This is a genomic window from Novispirillum itersonii, assembly GCF_014205675.1.
GTDB lineage: Bacteria > Pseudomonadota > Alphaproteobacteria > Rhodospirillales > Rhodospirillaceae > Novispirillum > Novispirillum itersonii_A.
In genome coordinates this window covers 290,249-307,962 of the sequence record NZ_JACIIX010000002.1, presented here as the reverse complement: position 1 = coordinate 307,962, position 17,714 = coordinate 290,249, and the positions used below count along the sequence as shown (strand labels likewise).

At 65.7% G+C, this 17,714-nt stretch carries 13 protein-coding genes; all 13 read left to right on the top strand.

What is annotated here, in order from left to right; translation table 11 throughout:
• Nucleotides 1-12 precede the first annotated feature (12 nt).
• Nucleotides 13-1,422, top strand: a complete 1,410-nt coding sequence (gene murD / locus FHS48_RS04590) for a UDP-N-acetylmuramoyl-L-alanine--D-glutamate ligase (RefSeq protein ID WP_184261851.1) — start codon at nt 13-15, stop codon at nt 1,420-1,422.
• Nucleotides 1,419-2,567, top strand: a complete 1,149-nt coding sequence (locus tag FHS48_RS04585; protein WP_184261849.1) for an FtsW/RodA/SpoVE family cell cycle protein — start codon at nt 1,419-1,421, stop codon at nt 2,565-2,567. The genes murD and FHS48_RS04585 overlap by 4 nt, the downstream gene beginning before the upstream one ends.
• Complete coding sequence (murG, locus tag FHS48_RS04580; protein WP_184261847.1) at nt 2,567-3,661, top strand: undecaprenyldiphospho-muramoylpentapeptide beta-N-acetylglucosaminyltransferase; 1,095 nt, start codon at nt 2,567-2,569, stop codon at nt 3,659-3,661. Before FHS48_RS04585 ends, murG begins: the two co-directional genes overlap by 1 nt.
• Before the next feature lie 51 nt (nt 3,662-3,712).
• The gene (murC, locus tag FHS48_RS04575) at nt 3,713-5,137 is read left to right on the top strand and encodes a UDP-N-acetylmuramate--L-alanine ligase (protein ID WP_184262043.1); all 1,425 of its coding nucleotides are present in this window, start codon (nt 3,713-3,715) and stop codon (nt 5,135-5,137) included.
• The gene (gene murB / locus FHS48_RS04570) at nt 5,134-6,090 is read left to right on the top strand and encodes a UDP-N-acetylmuramate dehydrogenase (RefSeq protein WP_184261845.1); all 957 of its coding nucleotides are present in this window, start codon (nt 5,134-5,136) and stop codon (nt 6,088-6,090) included. The genes murC and murB overlap by 4 nt, the downstream gene beginning before the upstream one ends.
• A gap of 110 nt (nt 6,091-6,200) precedes the next feature.
• Nucleotides 6,201-7,082, top strand: coding sequence for a D-alanine--D-alanine ligase (locus FHS48_RS04565; protein ID WP_416046502.1), 882 nt, complete (start codon nt 6,201-6,203; stop codon nt 7,080-7,082).
• Complete coding sequence (locus FHS48_RS04560) at nt 7,070-7,981, top strand: cell division protein FtsQ/DivIB (protein ID WP_184261841.1); 912 nt, start codon at nt 7,070-7,072, stop codon at nt 7,979-7,981. Before FHS48_RS04565 ends, FHS48_RS04560 begins: the two co-directional genes overlap by 13 nt.
• A gap of 22 nt (nt 7,982-8,003) precedes the next feature.
• Nucleotides 8,004-9,278, top strand: a complete 1,275-nt coding sequence (ftsA, locus tag FHS48_RS04555; protein ID WP_184261839.1) for a cell division protein FtsA — start codon at nt 8,004-8,006, stop codon at nt 9,276-9,278.
• 180 nt (nt 9,279-9,458) lie between these two features.
• Nucleotides 9,459-11,297 (top strand): cell division protein FtsZ, encoded by a 1,839-nt coding sequence (gene ftsZ, locus FHS48_RS04550; RefSeq protein WP_184261837.1) that lies wholly within the window; start codon nt 9,459-9,461, stop codon nt 11,295-11,297.
• Nucleotides 11,298-11,759: 462 nt separating this feature from the next.
• Nucleotides 11,760-12,776, top strand: coding sequence for a UDP-3-O-acyl-N-acetylglucosamine deacetylase (gene lpxC, locus FHS48_RS04545; RefSeq protein WP_184261835.1), 1,017 nt, complete (start codon nt 11,760-11,762; stop codon nt 12,774-12,776).
• Between the two features lie 208 nt (nt 12,777-12,984).
• On the top strand, nt 12,985-13,836 hold the full coding sequence (locus FHS48_RS04540) for an outer membrane protein assembly factor BamD (protein ID WP_184261833.1): 852 nt from the start codon (nt 12,985-12,987) through the stop codon (nt 13,834-13,836).
• Between the two features lie 57 nt (nt 13,837-13,893).
• The gene (gene recN / locus FHS48_RS04535) at nt 13,894-15,555 is read left to right on the top strand and encodes a DNA repair protein RecN (RefSeq protein ID WP_184261831.1); all 1,662 of its coding nucleotides are present in this window, start codon (nt 13,894-13,896) and stop codon (nt 15,553-15,555) included.
• Between the two features lie 50 nt (nt 15,556-15,605).
• The gene (gene ligA / locus FHS48_RS04530; RefSeq protein ID WP_184261829.1) at nt 15,606-17,714 is read left to right on the top strand and encodes an NAD-dependent DNA ligase LigA; all 2,109 of its coding nucleotides are present in this window, start codon (nt 15,606-15,608) and stop codon (nt 17,712-17,714) included.

Sequence of the window (17,714 nt, the reverse complement as noted above, 5' to 3'; positions counted from 1 at the left end):
GGAGAAACCGCCATGATCCCCGTCCTCCGTCATTTCCAGAACACCCTCGCCATCATCGGCCTCGGCAAATCCGGGCTGTCGGCGGCGCGTGCGCTGACGGCTGGCGGGGCAAAGGTGCTGGTGTGGGATGACAAGCCGGAGGCCCGCGAGCAGGCCGCCAAAGCCGGGTATACCGTCGCCGAGCCGACCCGGGAGAACTGGCGTCTGGTCAGGAAGGTGGTGTGGAGCCCCGGCATCCCCCACACCCATCCGGTGCCGCATCCGGCCGCCGATCTGGCGCGTTCGATGGGTATTCCGCTGGTGTGCGATGTGGATCTGCTGTGCGAAAGCCGGATTGATCCGTTCACCGTCGCCATCACCGGCACCAACGGCAAATCCACCACCACCACCCTGATCCATCACATTCTGGACACCGCCGGACACCGGACCGCCGTCGGTGGCAATCTGGGCATTCCGGCGCTGGATCTTCCGGCGCTGGACTTCACCGGAACCTATGTGCTGGAACTGTCGAGCTACCAGCTGGAACTGGTGCCGTCACTTCAGGCCTCCGTCGCGGTCTGGCTGAACATCAGCGCCGACCATCTGGGCCGTCACGGCGGGCTGGACGGTTATGTCGCCGCCAAAACCCGGATTTTTGAGAACCAGCGCCAGCCGTCCACCGCCATCATCGGCGTCGATGACGTGGAGAGCGCGCAGGTCTATGACACACTGGTGCGGGCCGGTCTCGGCACGGTGATTCCGGTGCGGATCGGCCGCCCGGTGCCGAAAGGCATCTATGTGATCGACGGCCGCCTGACCGATGCCACCGATGGCCGGGCGCGCGAGATCTGCGACCTGAAGGACATGAAAACCCTGCCCGGCAGCCACAACTGGCAGAACGCCGCCTGCGCCTATGCCGCCGCCCGGGCCCGCAATGTGCCGGTGGAGACCATCGTCGCCGCCCTGCGCAGCTTCCCCGGGCTGGCCCACCGCCAACAGCTGATCGACACCATTGAGGGTGTCGCCTTCATCAACGACAGCAAGGCCACCAACGCCGATGCCGCCGCCCGGGCGCTGGCCTGCTACGACAACATTCTGTGGATCGCCGGGGGACAGGCCAAGGAAGGCGGGATTGCCAGCCTTGAACCGCTCTTCCCCCGCATCAAGCACGCCTTCCTGATCGGCGAGGCGATGGAGGCGTTTGCCGACACCCTGCGCGGCAAGGTGCCCTTCACCCTCAGCAGGACCCTTCAGGCCGCCGTCGAGACTGCTGACGAAATCGCCGACCACGGCGACACCGTTTTGCTGTCCCCGGCCTGTGCCTCGTGGGACCAGTTCCGCAGCTTTGAGCACCGCGGCGAGGAGTTCGCCCGGATCGTCCACGATCTGGCCGACGACGGTGAGGATGACAGCGACGGCGATGACGCGGAGGGCGATGTATGAAAAACATCACCTTCGGACGGACAGACACCTCAATCGTCGGCCGCTGGTGGTGGACCGTCGACCGCATGCTGCTGACCGCCATCCTGCTGCTGATCGTCATCGGCATCATCCTGCTGATGGCCGCCGGTCCGGCGGCGGCGGGGCGCATCAATGCCGATCCGCTGCATTTTGTGCGGCGTCAGTTCGTGTTCCTGCCCCCGGCGCTGTTCGTGATCTTCATCGTCTCGCTGCTGTCACCGCAGGGGGTGCGCCGGGTTGCACTGGTCGCCTTTGCGACCGCCCTGCTGCTGCTGATGATCGCCCCGCTGACCGGTCCGGCGATCAAAGGGGCAACCCGCTGGGTGTATATCGGCGGCCTGTCGATTCAGCCGTCGGAATTCGTCAAACCGGCCTTTGCCGTGGTCTCGGCGTGGATGTTCTCCGAAGGGCGGATGAACCCCAATTTCCCGGGATTCCGGGTCTGTATGGTGCTGTACGCCATGACGGCCGGGCTGCTGATCATTCAGCCGGACTTCGGGCAGACCATGGTGATTTCCGCCATGTGGGGGGTCCAGTTCTTTCTGGCCGGACTGCCGCTGATTCTGGTGGTGGTGCTGTTTGCCCTGTCGCTGGTCGGGGCGGTTGGCGCCTACATGTTGCTGCCGCACGTACAAAGCCGTGTTGACCGCTTCCTGAATCCGGAAAGCGGCGACACCTACCAGATTGAAAAGGCAATGCAGGCCTTCCGCGACGGCGGCTTCCTTGGCCGTGGCCCCGGTGAGGGCCGGGTGAAGGAACTGCTGCCTGACAGCCATACCGATTTCATCTTCGCCGTCGCCGGGGAAGAGTTCGGCCTGATCCTGTGCCTGCTGGTGGTCGGCCTGTTCGCCTTTGTGGTGATCCGCGCCATGAGCCGGGCCATGAGCCGGGCCATGCAGGAAAACAACCTGTTCGTCATGATCGGCGTCGGCGGACTGACCGTGCAGTTCGGCATGCAGGCGCTGGTCAATATGGCCTCCAGCCTGCACATGATGCCGACCAAGGGCATGACCATGCCGTTTGTGTCCTACGGCGGGTCGTCGATGCTGGGTCTGGCGCTGGGGGTCGGCATGATGCTGGCCCTGACGCGCCGTCATGTTGGTGGTGTCCCCGGGAGTCCGTCGTAATGTCCGCACCTTCGCCCCTTATCCTGCTGACGGCCGGCGGTACCGGTGGCCACGTCTTCCCGGCGGAAGCACTGGCACAGGTTCTGCTGTCGCGCGGGTTCCGGGTTGGCTTCATCACCGACAGCCGGGGCACCGCCTATTCCGGCACGCTGGGCAGTCTGGAAACCTGGCGGGTCAGCTCGGCGCAGATGCTGGGGCGGGGCCTTGCCGATAAGGCCCGGGGGGCGCTGTCGCTGGCCGCCGGGGTTCTTCAGGCCCGCAAACTGCTGAAGGCGCTGCGCCCGGCGGCGGTGGTCGGCTTTGGCGGCTATGCCTCCGTCCCTGCCGTGGCGGCGGCGGTCAACCTGAAGATCCCGACGGTGATCCATGAGCAGAACGCCGTTCTGGGCCGGGCCAACCGCCTGTTCGCCCGCCGGGTCAGCCTGATCGCCACCGCCTACGAAGAGGTTGATCACCTGCCGGACAACCGCCCGGTGCGCCGGGTCGGCATGCCGGTGCGGGAGTCAATCCGCGCCCTGTCAACCGCGCCCTATGCGCCGCCGGTCAACGGCGACAGTATCTCGCTGCTGGTGCTGGGCGGCAGTCAGGGGGCACAGATTTTCTCCTCGGTGGTGCCGGAAGCCCTCGCCCTGCTGCCGGGAGAGCTGCGCCAGCGGGTGAAGATTGCCCAGCAGGCCCGCCCGGAGGATGTCGAGCGGGCCATCCATGGCTATACCAGCCACGGGATGACTGCCGAAGTTCAGCCGTTTTTCCATGACGTGCCGGACCGTCTGGCCGCCTGCCATCTGCTGATTGCCCGCTCCGGGGCCTCGACGGTTGCCGAAGCCACCACCGCCGGGCGCCCGTCATTGCTGGTGCCCTATATGCACGCCGCCGACGACCACCAGACCGCCAATGCCGAGGCGGTGGAGGATGCGGGCGGGGCGTGGGTGGTGCCGCAGCCGGACCTGTCCCCGACCATGCTGGCGGAAAAGCTGAAGGGGCTGCTCGGCTCCCCGGAAACACTGGCCGGGGCCGCCGCCGCCGCCCGGGCGTGGTCGATGCCCGATGCCGCTGACCATCTGGCTGATGCCGTTGAAACCCTGCTGCCATAAGGACACCGTGACGCCATGAACCGCTCTGTAGACGCCCGCACCGGCAAGACCATCGGCAGCATTCCGCTGGATATCGGCACCCTGCACTTTGTCGGGATCGGCGGCATCGGCATGTCCGGCATCGCGGAAATCCTGCACAATCTCGGCTACTCGGTGCAGGGATCGGACCTGACCGACAACGCCAACGCCCAGCGCCTGCGGGCCAAGGGCATCCCGGTGTTCGTCGGCCATGCCGCCGAAAACATCGGCGAGGCCCGGGTGCTGGTGATCTCCTCCGCCGTCAAGCCGACCAACCCGGAAGTGGAGGCCGCCCGCGCCCGCCTGATCCCGGTGGTGCGCCGGGCCGAAATGCTGGCCGAGCTGATGCGCCTGAAGTGGGCGGTCGCCATCGGCGGCACCCATGGCAAAACCACCACCACCAGCCTGATCGCCGCCCTGTTCGATGCGGCGGAGACCGACCCGACCGTTATCAACGGCGGCATCATCAACGCCTATGGCACCAACGCCCGCCTTGGCGACGGCGACTGGATGGTGGTGGAAGCCGACGAATCCGACGGCACCTTCACCAAGCTGCCCGCCACCATCTGCGTGGTCACCAACATCGACCCGGAGCATATGGACCATTACGGCAGCTTCGATAAGCTGCGTGATGCCTTCCATACCTTCGTCACCAATATCCCGTTCTACGGCTTTGCCACCCTGTGCATCGACCATCCGGAAGTGCAGACCCTGATCGCCCGGGTTTCCGACCGCCGGATCGTCACCTACGGCTTCAGCCCGCAGGCCGATGTGCGCGGCGTCAACGTCGATATCGGCGTTGACGGTGCCCGCTTTGATGCCCGCATCCGTGGCGCCAACGGCGAACCGGACCGCACCATCGAAGGCCTGCGCCTGCCGATGTTCGGTGAACACAACGTCCAGAACGCGCTGGCGACGATCTCCATCGGCGTGACCATGGGCTTCTCCGATGCGGTGATTGCCAAAGCCCTCGCCGGGTTCGGCGGGGTCAAGCGCCGCTTCACCAAGACCGGGGAAAGCAACGGCGTCACCGTGATTGACGATTACGGCCACCACCCGGTGGAAATCGCCGCCGTGCTGCGTGCCGCCCGCCATGCCAGCAAGGGCAAGGTGGTGGCGGTGGTGCAGCCGCACCGCTACAGCCGCCTGAACGACCTGTTTGAAGAGTTCTGCACCTGCTTCAACGATGCCGACCATGTGGTGGTCGCCGATGTCTACGCCGCCGGGGAAAGCCCGATTGAAGGCCGGAACCGCGATGCGCTTGTCAAAGGCCTGCGCGACCACGGCCACCGCTCCGTCACCCCGCTGGAGGGTCAGGCGGCTTTGGCCGGAGTGGTCCGCGGCCTCGCCGGTCCGGGCGATCTGGTGGTCTGTCTTGGGGCAGGCAATATCACCGCCTGGGCCCACGCCCTGCCCGCCGAGCTGGATGCACTGGCGGCGGAAGGAGTCCCGGCATGACCGCAGCCGCCCTTTCCTCGCCGCCCGGCGGCGGCCTTCTCGCCCGGCTTCCCGCCGTGCGGGGCCGCTACAGCGAAGGCTATGAGCTGGCCAAGGTGACGTGGTTCCGCGTCGGCGGCCCGGCAGAAGTGCTGTTCAAGCCCGAAGATGCCGACGACCTCGCCGCCTTTCTGGCCGGAACCCCGGACGACGTGCCGGTGACGGTGATCGGTGTCGGATCCAATCTGCTGGTGCGGGATGGCGGCGTCCCGGGTGTGGTGGTCCGGCTGGGCCGCGCCTTCGCCGGGATTGAGGTCCGCGATAACCTGCTGCATGTCGGCGGGGCGGCGCTGGATGTGAACATTGCGCAGGCGGCGCGGGATGCCGGTCTGGGTGGCCTTGAATTCCTGTGCGGCATTCCCGGCACCCTCGGCGGGGCCCTGCGGATGAACGCCGGTGCCTATGGCCGGGAAATCCGCGATGTGCTGGTCAGCGCCACAGCGGTTGACCGCAGCGGCCGCCTGCACAGCCTGACAGCGGAGCAGATGGGCCTGACCTACCGCCACTGCGCCATCCCCCATGACTGGCTGTTCACCGGCGCGGTGCTGCGCGGCGAAAAGGCCGATACCGCCGCCATCAGCGCCCGCATGGACGAAATCCGCACCAGCCGCGAAGACAGCCAGCCGGTGCGCAGCCGCACCGGGGGATCCACCTTCGCCAATCCGGTCGGGGCCAAGGCGTGGGAACTGATTGACCGGGCCGGATGCCGGGGCCTGCTCCGGGGCGGGGCGCAGGTTTCGGAAAAGCACTGTAACTTCCTGATCAACACCGGCGATGCCACCGCCGCAGACCTTGAGGATCTTGGCGAGGATGTCCGCCGCCGGGTCCGCGAGACCAGCGGGGTCGAACTGCGCTGGGAAATCCGCCGTATCGGCCTGCGGGCTGCCACTCCCCCTTCCGCCGGAGACGTCTGATGGCCGTCGAAATCACCGTAACCTCGGTTGCCCAGCCGCAGAATACCGCCGCCATCGCCACGGTGGCCGAAGCGGTGCGGACGCGCCGCCACCGCAAGGTGACGGTGCTGATGGGCGGCTTTTCGGCGGAACGGGAAGTGTCCCTGAACTCCGGGGCCAATGCCGTGCGGGCACTGGAAGCCGCCGGATACGCGGTGCAGGCCATCGACGTCTCCCGCGATGTCGGCAGCCTGCTGCACCATCTGGAACACACCAAGCCCGACGTGGTGTTCAACGCCCTGCACGGCCGGTACGGTGAAGACGGCTGCGTTCAGGGGATGCTGAACATCCTTGAGGTGCCTTACACCCACTCCGGCCTGCTGGCCAGCGCTCTGGCCATGGACAAGCCGACCGCCAAGCGGGTGTTTGCCACCGCCGGGCTGACCGTGGCGCAGGACCGTCTGGTCACCCGCGAGACCCTTATCGCCGGAGATCCGGTGCCCCTGCCTTACGTGGTGAAGCCGCATAACGAAGGCTCCTCAGTCGGGGTGACCATCGTGCGCGAAGGCGACAACGACCGCCCGTTCGCCCGTCACTGGCCCTATGGCCCGCAGGTGATGGTGGAGGAATACATCCCCGGGCGGGAACTGACCGTCGCCGTCATGGACCGCCATGCGCTGGGTGTGACGGAGATCAATACCCACCGCGGTTTTTACGATTATGAAGCGAAGTACGCCTCCGGCGGCTCGGCCCATACCCTGCCTGCCGATCTGCCGGAAGCGGTGTACCGGACCGTGCAGGAACTGGCGGTGAAGGCCCATCAGGCCCTTGGCTGCCGGGGCGTGTCGCGGTCGGACTTCCGCTATGACGGCACCCGTCTGGTGATTCTGGAAACCAACACCCAGCCGGGGATGACCGCCACCTCGCTGGTGCCGGAACAGGCGGCGCTGGCCGGTATTTCCTTCCCGGATCTGTGCACATGGATGGTGGAGACCGCCCAATGCGACATCTAGGCTTTCTGCAGAACCGGCTGGTCCGGGCTGCCCTCGGGGTTCTGGGGACGGCTGCCGTCCTCGGCGCCGCCGGGGTCAGCCTGTGGCTGAGCGGGCTGCCGCAGGCCTATTATGCGGAAACACGGCAGTCGGTCTCGATGTCCGTCACCGATTACTCGGCGATGGCCGGTGTCCGTTTGCGTCAGGTCGCGGTGGCCGGGCGCAAACGCACACCGGCGGTCGACGTGCTGGATGCGCTGGACCTGCCGCAGGGTGCCCCCCTGCTGGGGTTCAGCCCGGAGGAAGCGCGGGAACGGCTGGAAAGCCTGCCGACCGTCAAAGCCGCGACCGTGGAGCGCCGCCTGCCCGATCAGGTGTTCGTCACCCTGATTGAACGCACCCCGATCGCCATCTGGCAGAACGGGGACGATAACCTGCTGATTGACGCGCAGGGCATGGTGCTGGGCGAAATCAGCGCCGAGCATCTGGCCCTGCCGCTGGTCAGCGGCAAGGGGGCCCCGGAAGCCGCCAGTGATCTGCTGCTGATGTTTTCCACCGAACCGGCGCTGGCCGCCCGGGTGAAGGCGGCCATCCGCGTCGGGTCCCGCCGCTGGGACCTGTGGCTGGACGGCTACGCCGGCAGCGGCCTTCAGGTGAAACTGCCGGAAGTGGGTATGGAAAGTGCTTTCAACCGTCTGGCCATGCTGGAGAAAACCCAGTCCCTGCTGGAACGGGATCTGGTGATGATTGATATGCGGGTTCCCGACCGCCTGATCGTGCGGAACACCCGCGATCCGGAGGACGAAACCGGCCCGAAGGGTAAGGGAAACTTTAAACTTCCGGCCCAGAATGGACCGGGGGTCAAAGCCCCGGCCGCCAAAACCGCACCGCTGCCGATGAGCGGCGGGCGAGACGCCTGACGCAGAGGGAGGACGCCAAACCGTGGCACGACCGAGGCAAAAGACCGGCCCGATTACCGCCCTTGATGTCGGCACGACCAAGGTTGCCTGCTTCATCGCCCAGCCCGATGAAGACGGCACCCTGCGCGTGCAGGGGGTCGGCCATCACCGGTCGCGCGGGATGCGCAACGGCATGGTGTCTGACATGACCCAGCTGGAGGAATCGATTCGGTCTGCCGTCGATGCCGCCGAGCAGATGGCCAACCTGCGGGTGGACAGCGTCTACCTGAACGTCACCGGCGGGAATTTGCACAGCAGAAATGTGAATGCCGAGATCCAAGTGGGCGGAAATGTGATCCGCGACACAGATATAAGCCGAATTGTGGATCATGGTCGTCATATTCTGGCCTCGGAAGGCGGTGATCGTGAACTGATCCATTGTCTGTCCACCGGGTATTCCATCGACGGCGGCGACGGGATCATCGATCCGCGCGGCATGTATGGGGAACATCTGGGCGTCCGGATCCACATGGTGGCGGCGGCCCACGGGCCGCTGCGCAATCTTCTGACGGTGATCGACCGCTGCCACCTGAGTGTGGTGGAAAAGGTGGCATCACCCCACGCATCGGCGCTGGCCTGCACGGTCGACGACGAAAAAGAAATGGGAGTTACAGTACTGGACATGGGCGGCGGGACCACATCCGTTTCGGTCTTTGTCGAAGGGCACCCGATGTTTGCCGACGTTATCCCCATCGGCGGCAACCACGTGACCAACGATCTGGCCAAAGGTCTGTCGTCCCCGACCATTCACGCCGAGCGGCTTAAGACCATGTGGGGCACGGTGCTGGCCACCGCCACTGACAGCCGCGAAATCATCAAGGTGCCGCAGGTTGGTGAGGATGAGGAGATCGAGGCGCAGGAAGTGCCACGGTCGGAACTGATCCGCATCATCCGCCCCCGGATCGAGGAAACCTTCGAACTGGCGCGGGACCGTCTGTCCGCCGCCGGGATGCTGCATGCCGCCGGCCGCCGTCTGGTTCTGACCGGCGGTGCCAGTCAGTTGCAGGGCCTGCGGGAAATCGCGGAAAAAATTCTCGATAAACAGGTCCGGCTCGGGCGGCCCCGTCGCCTGAAGGGCCTGCCGGAAAGCGCGGGCGGCCCCGCCTTCGCGACCTGCGCAGGGTTGCTGCGCTATGCCATTCAGGATCAGGTGGCACAACCTGGGCAGGTTGTTCAGGAAGAGCTGCTTGACGAGGAAACGCGCAGAAAAAGCGGGGCATTAGGACGAATGTTCAGTTGGCTAAAGGACAATTTCTGATATCTCTCTACAACACACACACACAGAGTAAACCGGGCCGGAACAGGACCGGATCAAAAGCAAGAACGGCCAGAGCAAGAATTGCCAGCGCGCCGCTGTATCGACCAAGGGCAACCCCTAGACACTGAGACATCCCCCCCTCTGTCCCGCCCGGGGCAGTGATGAAACCGGAGGCACACCATGATCAACCTGTCCGTTCCGCAGGCAGCAGAACCGACCCTGAAGCCTTGCATCACCGTCATCGGTGTCGGCGGCGCCGGCGGCAACGCCGTGAACAACATGATCAACGACAACCTTCAGGGTGTTGATTTTGTTGTCGCCAACACCGACGCGCAGGCCCTTTCCATGGCCCGCACCAACCGCCGCATCCAGCTGGGCGCCGATACCACCCAGGGCCTGGGCGCCGGTGCCCGCCCGGAAATCGGCCGCGCCGCCGCCGAAGAAACCTACGAGACCATCGCCAAGGAAATTCAGGGCGCCAACATGGTGTTCATCACCGCCGGTATGGGCGGTGGCACCGGGACCGGCGCCGCGCCGGTGATCGCCCGTGTCGCCCGCGAAATGGGCATCCTGACCGTCGGTGTGGTGACCAAGCCGTTTCAGTTTGAAGGCGCACACCGCATGCGCCTCGCCGAATCGGGCATCGAGGAACTGTCGCAGTACGTCGACACCCTGATCATCATCCCGAACCAGAACCTGTTCCGAGTCGCCAACGAGAAGACCACCTTCGCCGATGCCTTCAAGATGGCGGACGATGTGCTGCATCAGGGCGTGCGGTCGATCACCGACCTGATGATCATGCCCGGCCTGATCAACCTCGACTTCGCCGACGTCCGCACCGTGATGTCTGACATGGGCCGCGCCATGATGGGCACCGGCACCGCCACCGGCGACCGCCGGGCGCTGGATGCCGCCGAGGCCGCCATCAGCAACCCGCTGCTGGAAGACACCTGCATGAAGGGCGCCAAGGGCGTTCTGATCAATATCACCGGCGGCATGGACGTCACCCTGTTCGAAGTGGACGAAGCGGCCAACCGCATCCGCGACGAAGTGGAAGGCGAAGCCCACATCATCTTCGGGTCCTGCTTCGATCCGGAAATGGAAGGCAAGATGCGCGTGTCGGTGGTTGCCACCGGCATCCAGACCCAGGCGGTGCAGATGCCGGTGCCGCGCCCGCAGCAGGCTGCCCCGCAGCAGGCGCAGGCCCCGCGCCATGCCCCGATCCCGGCCCCGCGCGGCGTTGGCATCACCGCTCCGCCCGCCATGCCGCAGGCCGCTGCCCCGCAGCCGTCCTATCAGCAGCCGGTCTATCAGCAGCAGCCCGCCGCCCCGGCCCCGCAGCAGCCGATGAAACAGGCCCCCGCCGCCTACGCCGCGCCGCAGCAGGCTCCGCAGATGCAGGCTCCGATGGGCTCGGATCTGGATGCCCTCTACGCCCCGCCGTCCCAGCGGGCCCCGGAAGCCCCGGCCTGGCAGCAGCCTGCCCCGCAGCAGGCCCCGCAGATGGTGCGGGCCGGCGAGTCGTTCATCCCGGCTCCGGCCGCCACCCGTGATGTCTCCGGCGGCCAGCCGATGAGCCAGAACCCGATGGGCCAGAATCCGATGGGCCAAAATCCGATGGGTATGCCGGCCCCGCGTGCCTTTGCGTCGGAACCCCGCACCATGGCGCAGCCGTCGCACCCGACCCTCGGGGCGCAGCTGGGCGGGCCGCAGATGGGCAACAGTCAGGCCGCCGTGCAGCACGCACCGCAGCATCAGCCGATGGTCGCTGACCGTCCGGCCCCGGCGGCGGCTCCGGCTGCCCGTCAGGGCGCGGGAAACCTGTTCTCCCGCCTGACCCGTCTGGCCAGCCGGGATCATGCCGATGATGGCATGCAGCAGGCGGCCCCGGTGGATCACCGCCAGCAGGCCTACCATGCCGAACCGGTGGCCCCGCCGCAGCCGGAACGTCAGCCGATGTCCCGCAAGGACGAAGACGAGCTGGAAATCCCGGCCTTCCTGCGCCGTCAGGCCAACTGACCGTCCTGCCCGGCCCGGGGCCTTCCCCGGGCCGGGACAGGGGACCACTCCGGCCAGCTGTGTGTGCTGTCTACCGGCCGGATCCGTCCCCGTGCAGGCATGATGCGGGGTTCGCCCCACAACGCCTGCCCTGCGTAGAGTAAGCCCTTGTAATTTCTGGGAGAGCCGGAGGTTTGCCTCCAGACCGGCTCTCCCTTTTTTCCTTTTTAATCAGCCTCTTCCTCTGCGCTCCTCATCATGCAGGCGAATAGATGCCCGTATGATTCTGCTTTTCCTGTTATTCCCGGCTGCCACCGTAACAATCCGAAACAATGATTGATTTGATCCGGGACGGCCGATCCCCTAAACCTTAGCCTGTCAAAGCGGGCCTTCCGCCGCGGCGCAACAGTCGGATCCCGCAGGATCCGGTCTCAGGGTTTCCGGGATACTCCCGGCGCCTGCAAGGGTTTAAGGATGATGATCATGGCTTTTGACGGACTGACCGCTGCCCCCGCTGCTGAGGTGACCTCTCTCGCCGCCGTCCGCGCCCTGTCGTATTCCACCCCCTCCAGCACTCCGGTTCCTATGTCTCAGACCACCCTGAAGAACGCGATCTCCTGCACCGGCATTGGCCTCCACACCGGCAAAAAGGTGTCGATGACCCTGCATCCGGCAGCGGAGAACACCGGGGTGGTGTTCCGCCGCACCGATATCGCCGGTGGCAATGCCGAGATCCCGGCGCTGGCGACTCACGTTCTGGACTCCCGTCTGTGCACCGTCATCGGCCTGAACCCGCAGCAGTCGATCGGCACCGTTGAACACCTGATGTCGGCGCTGGTCGCCATGGGCGTCGACAACGTGGTGGTCGAGGTGAACGCCCCGGAACTGCCGATCATGGACGGATCCGCCGCCCCGTTTGTGTTCCTGATTGAATGCGCCGGTCTGGTCACCCAGTCCGCCACCCGCAAGGCCCTGAAGGTCCTGAAGCCGGTGACCGTCAGCAACGGCGCGGCGGAAGCCACCCTGATGCCTTCGACCACCACCCGGATTGACTTCGAGATTGATTTCGCCGCCGCCGCTATCGGCCAGCAGGCGATGACCTTCTCGGTGTCCTCCTCGGCCTTCGTCGCCGAAATCGCCCGCGCCCGCACCTTCTGCCTGATCGACGATATCGCCAAGATGCGCGACGCCGGTCTGGCCCTCGGCGGGTCTCTGGAAAACGCCATCGTCGTCAACGGCGGCGAAATCCTGAATGAAGGCGGCCTGCGGTACGCCAACGAATTCGTCCGTCACAAGGTGCTGGACGCCATCGGCGATCTGGCGCTGGCTGGCAAGCCGATCATCGGTCACTACACCGGCAAGCGCTCCAGCCATGCCCTGAACACCACGCTGGTGAAGACCCTGCTGGCCGATCCGTCGGCGTGGACCGTGGTCGATATGCTGCCGGAAGAAGTCCCGGCGGCGGGCCTGCCGTCCCTCGCCCGGGTCGCCGCACTCTGATCCAGCCCGGCAGAGAGCCTGATCTTTTTGAAAAAATGCGGTAATCCGACCGGGATTGCCGCATTTTTTCATGATACGTTCCGCGGACACTTGCCCTTTGCGGCCCTGCCCGTGATATAGTCCGACACCTTGTTTTCCCGTGTCCTGTTTTCCTGTGCCCTGTTTTCCCGTGCCCTGTTTTCCCGTGATGGCGACTCCGGATCCGACGATGCCCAAGTTCAGTTTGCGCCGCCTGCTGCCGCCCCTCGCCGCCCTTGCCGTGGCAGGGACCCTTGCCGCCTGTTCCGGGGCCGACAAGGAACCGGAGTATGTCGAAAAGCCGGTGACCGACCTGTATAATCAGGCCGTCGACCTGATGAATGCCGGGGAAAACATTGACGCCGCCAAGGCGTTCGATGAAGTCGAGCGTCAGCATCCCTATTCCAAATGGGCCACCAAAGCCCAGTTGATGGCCTCCTATGCCTATTATCAGGAAGGCAAATACGATGATGCCATCATCGCGCTGGACCGTTTCATTCAGCTGCACCCCGGCAGCCCGGATACGCCCTACGCCTATTACCTGAAATCGCTGTGCTTCTATGAGCAGATCAGCGATGTCGGCCGCGACCAGAAGATGACCAAGCTGGCCCAACAGGCCCTTGAGGAGGTCGTCACCCGCTTCCCCAATACCGAATATGCCCGTGACGCCCGCCTGAAGCTGGACCTGACGCAGGACCATCTGGCCGGGAAGGAAATGGAAGTCGGTCGTTTTTATCTGAAAGCGCAGCAGTATCTGGCTGCGGTCAACCGCTTCCGCACCGTGGTCGATAAATTTGACCACACCAGTCATGTCCCCGAGGCCCTCTACCGCCTGACCGAAGCCTATACGCTGCTGGGCCTGACGGCTGAGGCCAAGAAAAGCGCCGCCGTTCTGGGGTACAACTACCCGGGCAGCGACTGGTATGACGACGCCTACGATCTGGTCGAACGCGGCGTCACCGACCCGGAATCGAACAACAACGGCGAAGGAAACGGCGAAAACAACAAGAGCTGGCTGTCCAAGGCCACCAAGTGGTTCTGACCGCCTTTTCCCAGACTCTCTCCGCCCCCACCGGAACGGATCATCGAGGCAAACGGTATGCTGGTTCGCCTTTCCATTCGTGATGTCGTGCTGATTGAACGGCTGGACCTGAGCTTTGCCGACGGTCTGGGCGTGCTAACCGGGGAAACCGGTGCCGGGAAGTCGATTCTCCTCGACAGTCTCGGTCTGGCCTTGGGGGACCGCGCCGATGCCGGTCTGGTCCGCACCGGTACCGATCAGCTGTCGGTCACCGCTGAATTTGATCTGCCTAAGGCCCACCCCGCCCGCGACATCCTGAAAGAACAGGGCCTTGCTGACGAAGATACGCTGATCGTGCGGCGCATCGTCACCAAGGACGGCCGTTCCCGCGCTTCGGTCAATGACCAGTCAGCCAGCGTCGGCCTGCTGCGGCGCATCGGCGATACGCTGGTCGAGGTGCACGGGCAGTTTGATACCCATGGCCTGCTGGACCCCGCCACCCACCGCAGCGTGTTGGACGCCTATGCCGGACAGGCCCTGGGCCGGACCGGCTGCCGTGCCGCCTGGAAACTGTGGCAGGCGACCCGTGCCGCCCGCGACATGGCCGAACGGGACATGAAGGCCGCGCGGGACGAGGAAGACAGCCTGCGTCACGCCGAGAAGGAACTTTCCGCCCTCAAGCCGCAGCGGGGGGAAGAGGCAGACCTGGCAGAACGCCGCCAGACCCTGATGAACGGCGAAAAGCTGGCCGAAGGGCTGAACGGTGCCCTGTCTTCCCTGACCCCCGGCGGGGCCGACATCGCCACATCCCTGCGCAGCGCCCAGCGCCATCTGGAACGCATTGCCGGGATGGCCGGTCCGGCAGTGTCGTCCATTATCGACGCCCTTGAACGCGCCGCCATCGAGGCCGCTGAAGCGCACGAGCTGCTGGAACGCACCGTCGCCGACATCGACCTCGACCCCCGTCGTCTGGAAGAGGTGGAGGAGCGCCTGTTCGCCCTGCGCGCGGTTGCCCGCAAGCACGGGTGCGAGGTCGGCGATCTGCCCTCCTTGCTGGATACCGTCCGCCGCCGTCTGGCCGCACTGGAAGATGGCGGCAGCGATCTCGCCCGCCTCGCCAAGGAAGAGCAGGCGGCCCGCTTGACCTATATTGAGGCGGCCCGCACCATGTCCCGCGTCCGCCAGACCGCCGCAACCCGCCTCGATGGACTGGTGGCGGCAGAACTGCCACCGCTGAAGCTCGACCGCGCCCGGTTTGTCACCACCATCGCCGATCTGCCGGAAGACCAGTGGGGCCCCGATGGCCTTGACCGCGTGGCGTTCGAGGTGGCGACCAATCCCGGCGCTGCCCCCGGCCCGCTCGGCAAGATTGCCTCCGGCGGCGAACTGGCGCGCTTCATGCTGGCCCTGAAGGTGGTGCTGGCCCGGGTGTCGTCGGTACCGACACTGGTGTTTGACGAAGTGGACGCCGGTATCGGCGGGGCCACCGCCGCCGCAGTCGGGGAGCGGCTGGCCCGGCTGGCCGATGACGTGCAGGTGCTGGTGGTCACCCATTCCCCGCAGGTGGCGGCCAAGGCCCGCCGCCACTGGAAGGTGGCCAAGTCCGTCACCGATGGCCAGACCGTCACCACGGTCAGCCCGCTGTCGGACGAAGACCGGCTGGAGGAAGTGGCCCGGATGCTGTCCGGCGAGTCGATCACCGACCACGCCCGCGCCGCTGCTGCCAGCCTGATGGGCTGACCGCCGTCCTGTTACGCCCCTGTGTTGTCTGTTTTGGGAAAGAGGCCCCCGTGACTCCCGCCCCCCTTGATCCGACCCTGCTGACCCCGGAGCAGGCTGCCGAAGAGCATGCCCGTCTGGCCGCAGAGATCCGCCGCCATGATGTCCTGTATCATCAACAGGATACCCCGGAGCTGTCCGATGCCGACTACGACGCCCTGAAACGGGCGCTGCTGGCGCTGGAAGCCACCCATCCGGCGCTGGTGACGGCGGACAGCCCCAGCCAGAGCGTCGGGGCCGCCCCGGCGGCGGGGTTCGGTAAAGTCCGCCACAGCGTGCCGATGCTGTCACTGGGCAATGCCTTCTCCGAAGAGGACGTGACCGACTTTCTCGGGCAGGCCCGGCGCTTCCTGAAGATGGAAAGCGATGCGCCTTTGCCGGTTCTGGCCGAACTGAAGATTGACGGCCTCAGCTTCTCCGCCCGCTATGAACATGGGGTGTTTGTCCGCGCCGCCACCCGGGGCGACGGTCAGGAAGGGGAAGACATCACCGACAATCTGCGCACTCTGAGCGAACTGCCGCAGCGGCTGCGCACGCTGGCCCCTCCGGCGGTGCTGGAGGTGCGCGGCGAAGTCTACATCCGCCGCGATGAGTTCGCCGCCATGAATGCCCGGTTTGCCCAGACCGGCGGCAAGACCTTCGCCAACCCCCGCAATGCCGCCGCCGGATCCCTGCGACAACTGGACCCCAAAATCACCGCCAGCCGCCCGCTGCGGATGTTCTGCTACGCGTGGGGGGAGCTGGACGGTTACGAGCCGGAAACCCATGCCGGATGGCTGGAGCAACTGGCAGAGTGGGGCTTCGCCGTCAACCCGGAACGCCGCCTGTGCCGGAACGAGGCCGAGGTGATGGCCTTTTATACCGAGATCTACGGCCGCCGGGCTGACCTGCCCTATGACATTGACGGCATGGTCTACAAGGTCAACAGCGTTGATCTGCAACGGCGTCTTGGCTTCCGCTCCAACAATCCCCGCTGGGCGATTGCCCATAAATTCCCGGCAGAACAGGCGCAGACCCGCCTTCAGTCGATCGAAATTCAGGTCGGCCGCACCGGGGTGCTGACCCCGGTGGCGGTGCTGGAACCGGTGACGGTCGGCGGCGTGGTGGTCAGTCGCGCCACCCTGCATAACGAAGACGAGATCGGCCGCCTTGGCGTGCGGGTCGGCGATCTCGTGACCATCCAGCGGGCCGGAGATGTGATTCCGCAGGTGGTTTCGGTGGTGCTGGATCACCGTCCGGAGGGGTCGGAACCCTTCCTGTTCCCCCACGCCTGTCCGGAGTGCGGGTCGGCAGCGGTGCGCGAAGAGGGGGAAGTGGCGTGGCGCTGCTCCGGCGGGCTGGTCTGCCCGGCGCAGGCGGTGGAGCGGCTGAAGCATTTTGTCTCCCGCAATGCCTTTGATATCGAAGGCTTCGGCGGCCAGCGCATTGAAAGCTTTTACACCGACAACCTGATCCGCAGCCCGCAGGATATTTTCACCCTTCAGGCCCGCGATGCCGCCAGCCTGACCAAGCTGAAAAACCGCGAAGGCTGGGGCGCGGCCAGCACCAAAAAGCTGTTTGAGGCCATCGAGGCCCGCCGCACCATTCCGCTGGAACGGTTCCTGTTTGCCCTTGGCATTCCGCAGGTCGGGCAGGCCACCGCCCGCCTGCTGGCCCAGCACTACGAAACCCTGCCCGCCCTGCGCACCGCCCTTGATGCGATTACCGAAGGCAGCGAGGACCCGAAGGCCGATGGCCCCTTCAAGGACCTGATCAACATCGAAACCATCGGCCCGGCGGTTGCCGGAGAACTGCTGGCCTTCTTCCGGGAACCCCACAACCGGGCGGTTGTGGATGCGCTGTCAGAGGCCCTGACCATCGAGGCGTTTGTCCGCCGGGATACCGCCGGATCGCCGATTGCCGGAAAAACCGTGGTGTTCACCGGCACGCTGGAACGGATGGGCCGGTCAGAGGCCAAGGCCCGGGCGCAGGATCTGGGGGCCAAGGTCGCCGGATCAATCTCCGCCAAGACCGATTACGTGGTGGCGGGCCCCGGTGCCGGATCAAAGCTGAAAACAGCGGCGGATCTGGGCGTGACCGTCCTGACCGAAGACGACTTCTTCACCCTGATCGGGGAGTAA

Bases quoted from the DNA above. Each gene is read 5' to 3' on its own strand.
- murD (WP_184261851.1), top strand. From the start codon at position 13: ATGATCCCCGTCCTCCGTCATTTCCAGAACACCCTCGCCATCATCGGC.
- FHS48_RS04585 (WP_184261849.1), top strand. From the start codon at position 1,419: ATGAAAAACATCACCTTCGGACGGACAGACACCTCAATCGTCGGCCGC.
- murG (WP_184261847.1), top strand. From the start codon at position 2,567: ATGTCCGCACCTTCGCCCCTTATCCTGCTGACGGCCGGCGGTACCGGT.
- murB (WP_184261845.1), top strand. From the start codon at position 5,134: ATGACCGCAGCCGCCCTTTCCTCGCCGCCCGGCGGCGGCCTTCTCGCC.
- FHS48_RS04565 (WP_416046502.1), top strand. From the start codon at position 6,201: ATGGGCGGCTTTTCGGCGGAACGGGAAGTGTCCCTGAACTCCGGGGCC.
- FHS48_RS04560 (WP_184261841.1), top strand. From the start codon at position 7,070: ATGCGACATCTAGGCTTTCTGCAGAACCGGCTGGTCCGGGCTGCCCTC.
- ftsZ (WP_184261837.1), top strand. From the start codon at position 9,459: ATGATCAACCTGTCCGTTCCGCAGGCAGCAGAACCGACCCTGAAGCCT.
- lpxC (WP_184261835.1), top strand. From the start codon at position 11,760: ATGGCTTTTGACGGACTGACCGCTGCCCCCGCTGCTGAGGTGACCTCT.
- FHS48_RS04540 (WP_184261833.1), top strand. From the start codon at position 12,985: ATGCCCAAGTTCAGTTTGCGCCGCCTGCTGCCGCCCCTCGCCGCCCTT.
- recN (WP_184261831.1), top strand. From the start codon at position 13,894: ATGCTGGTTCGCCTTTCCATTCGTGATGTCGTGCTGATTGAACGGCTG.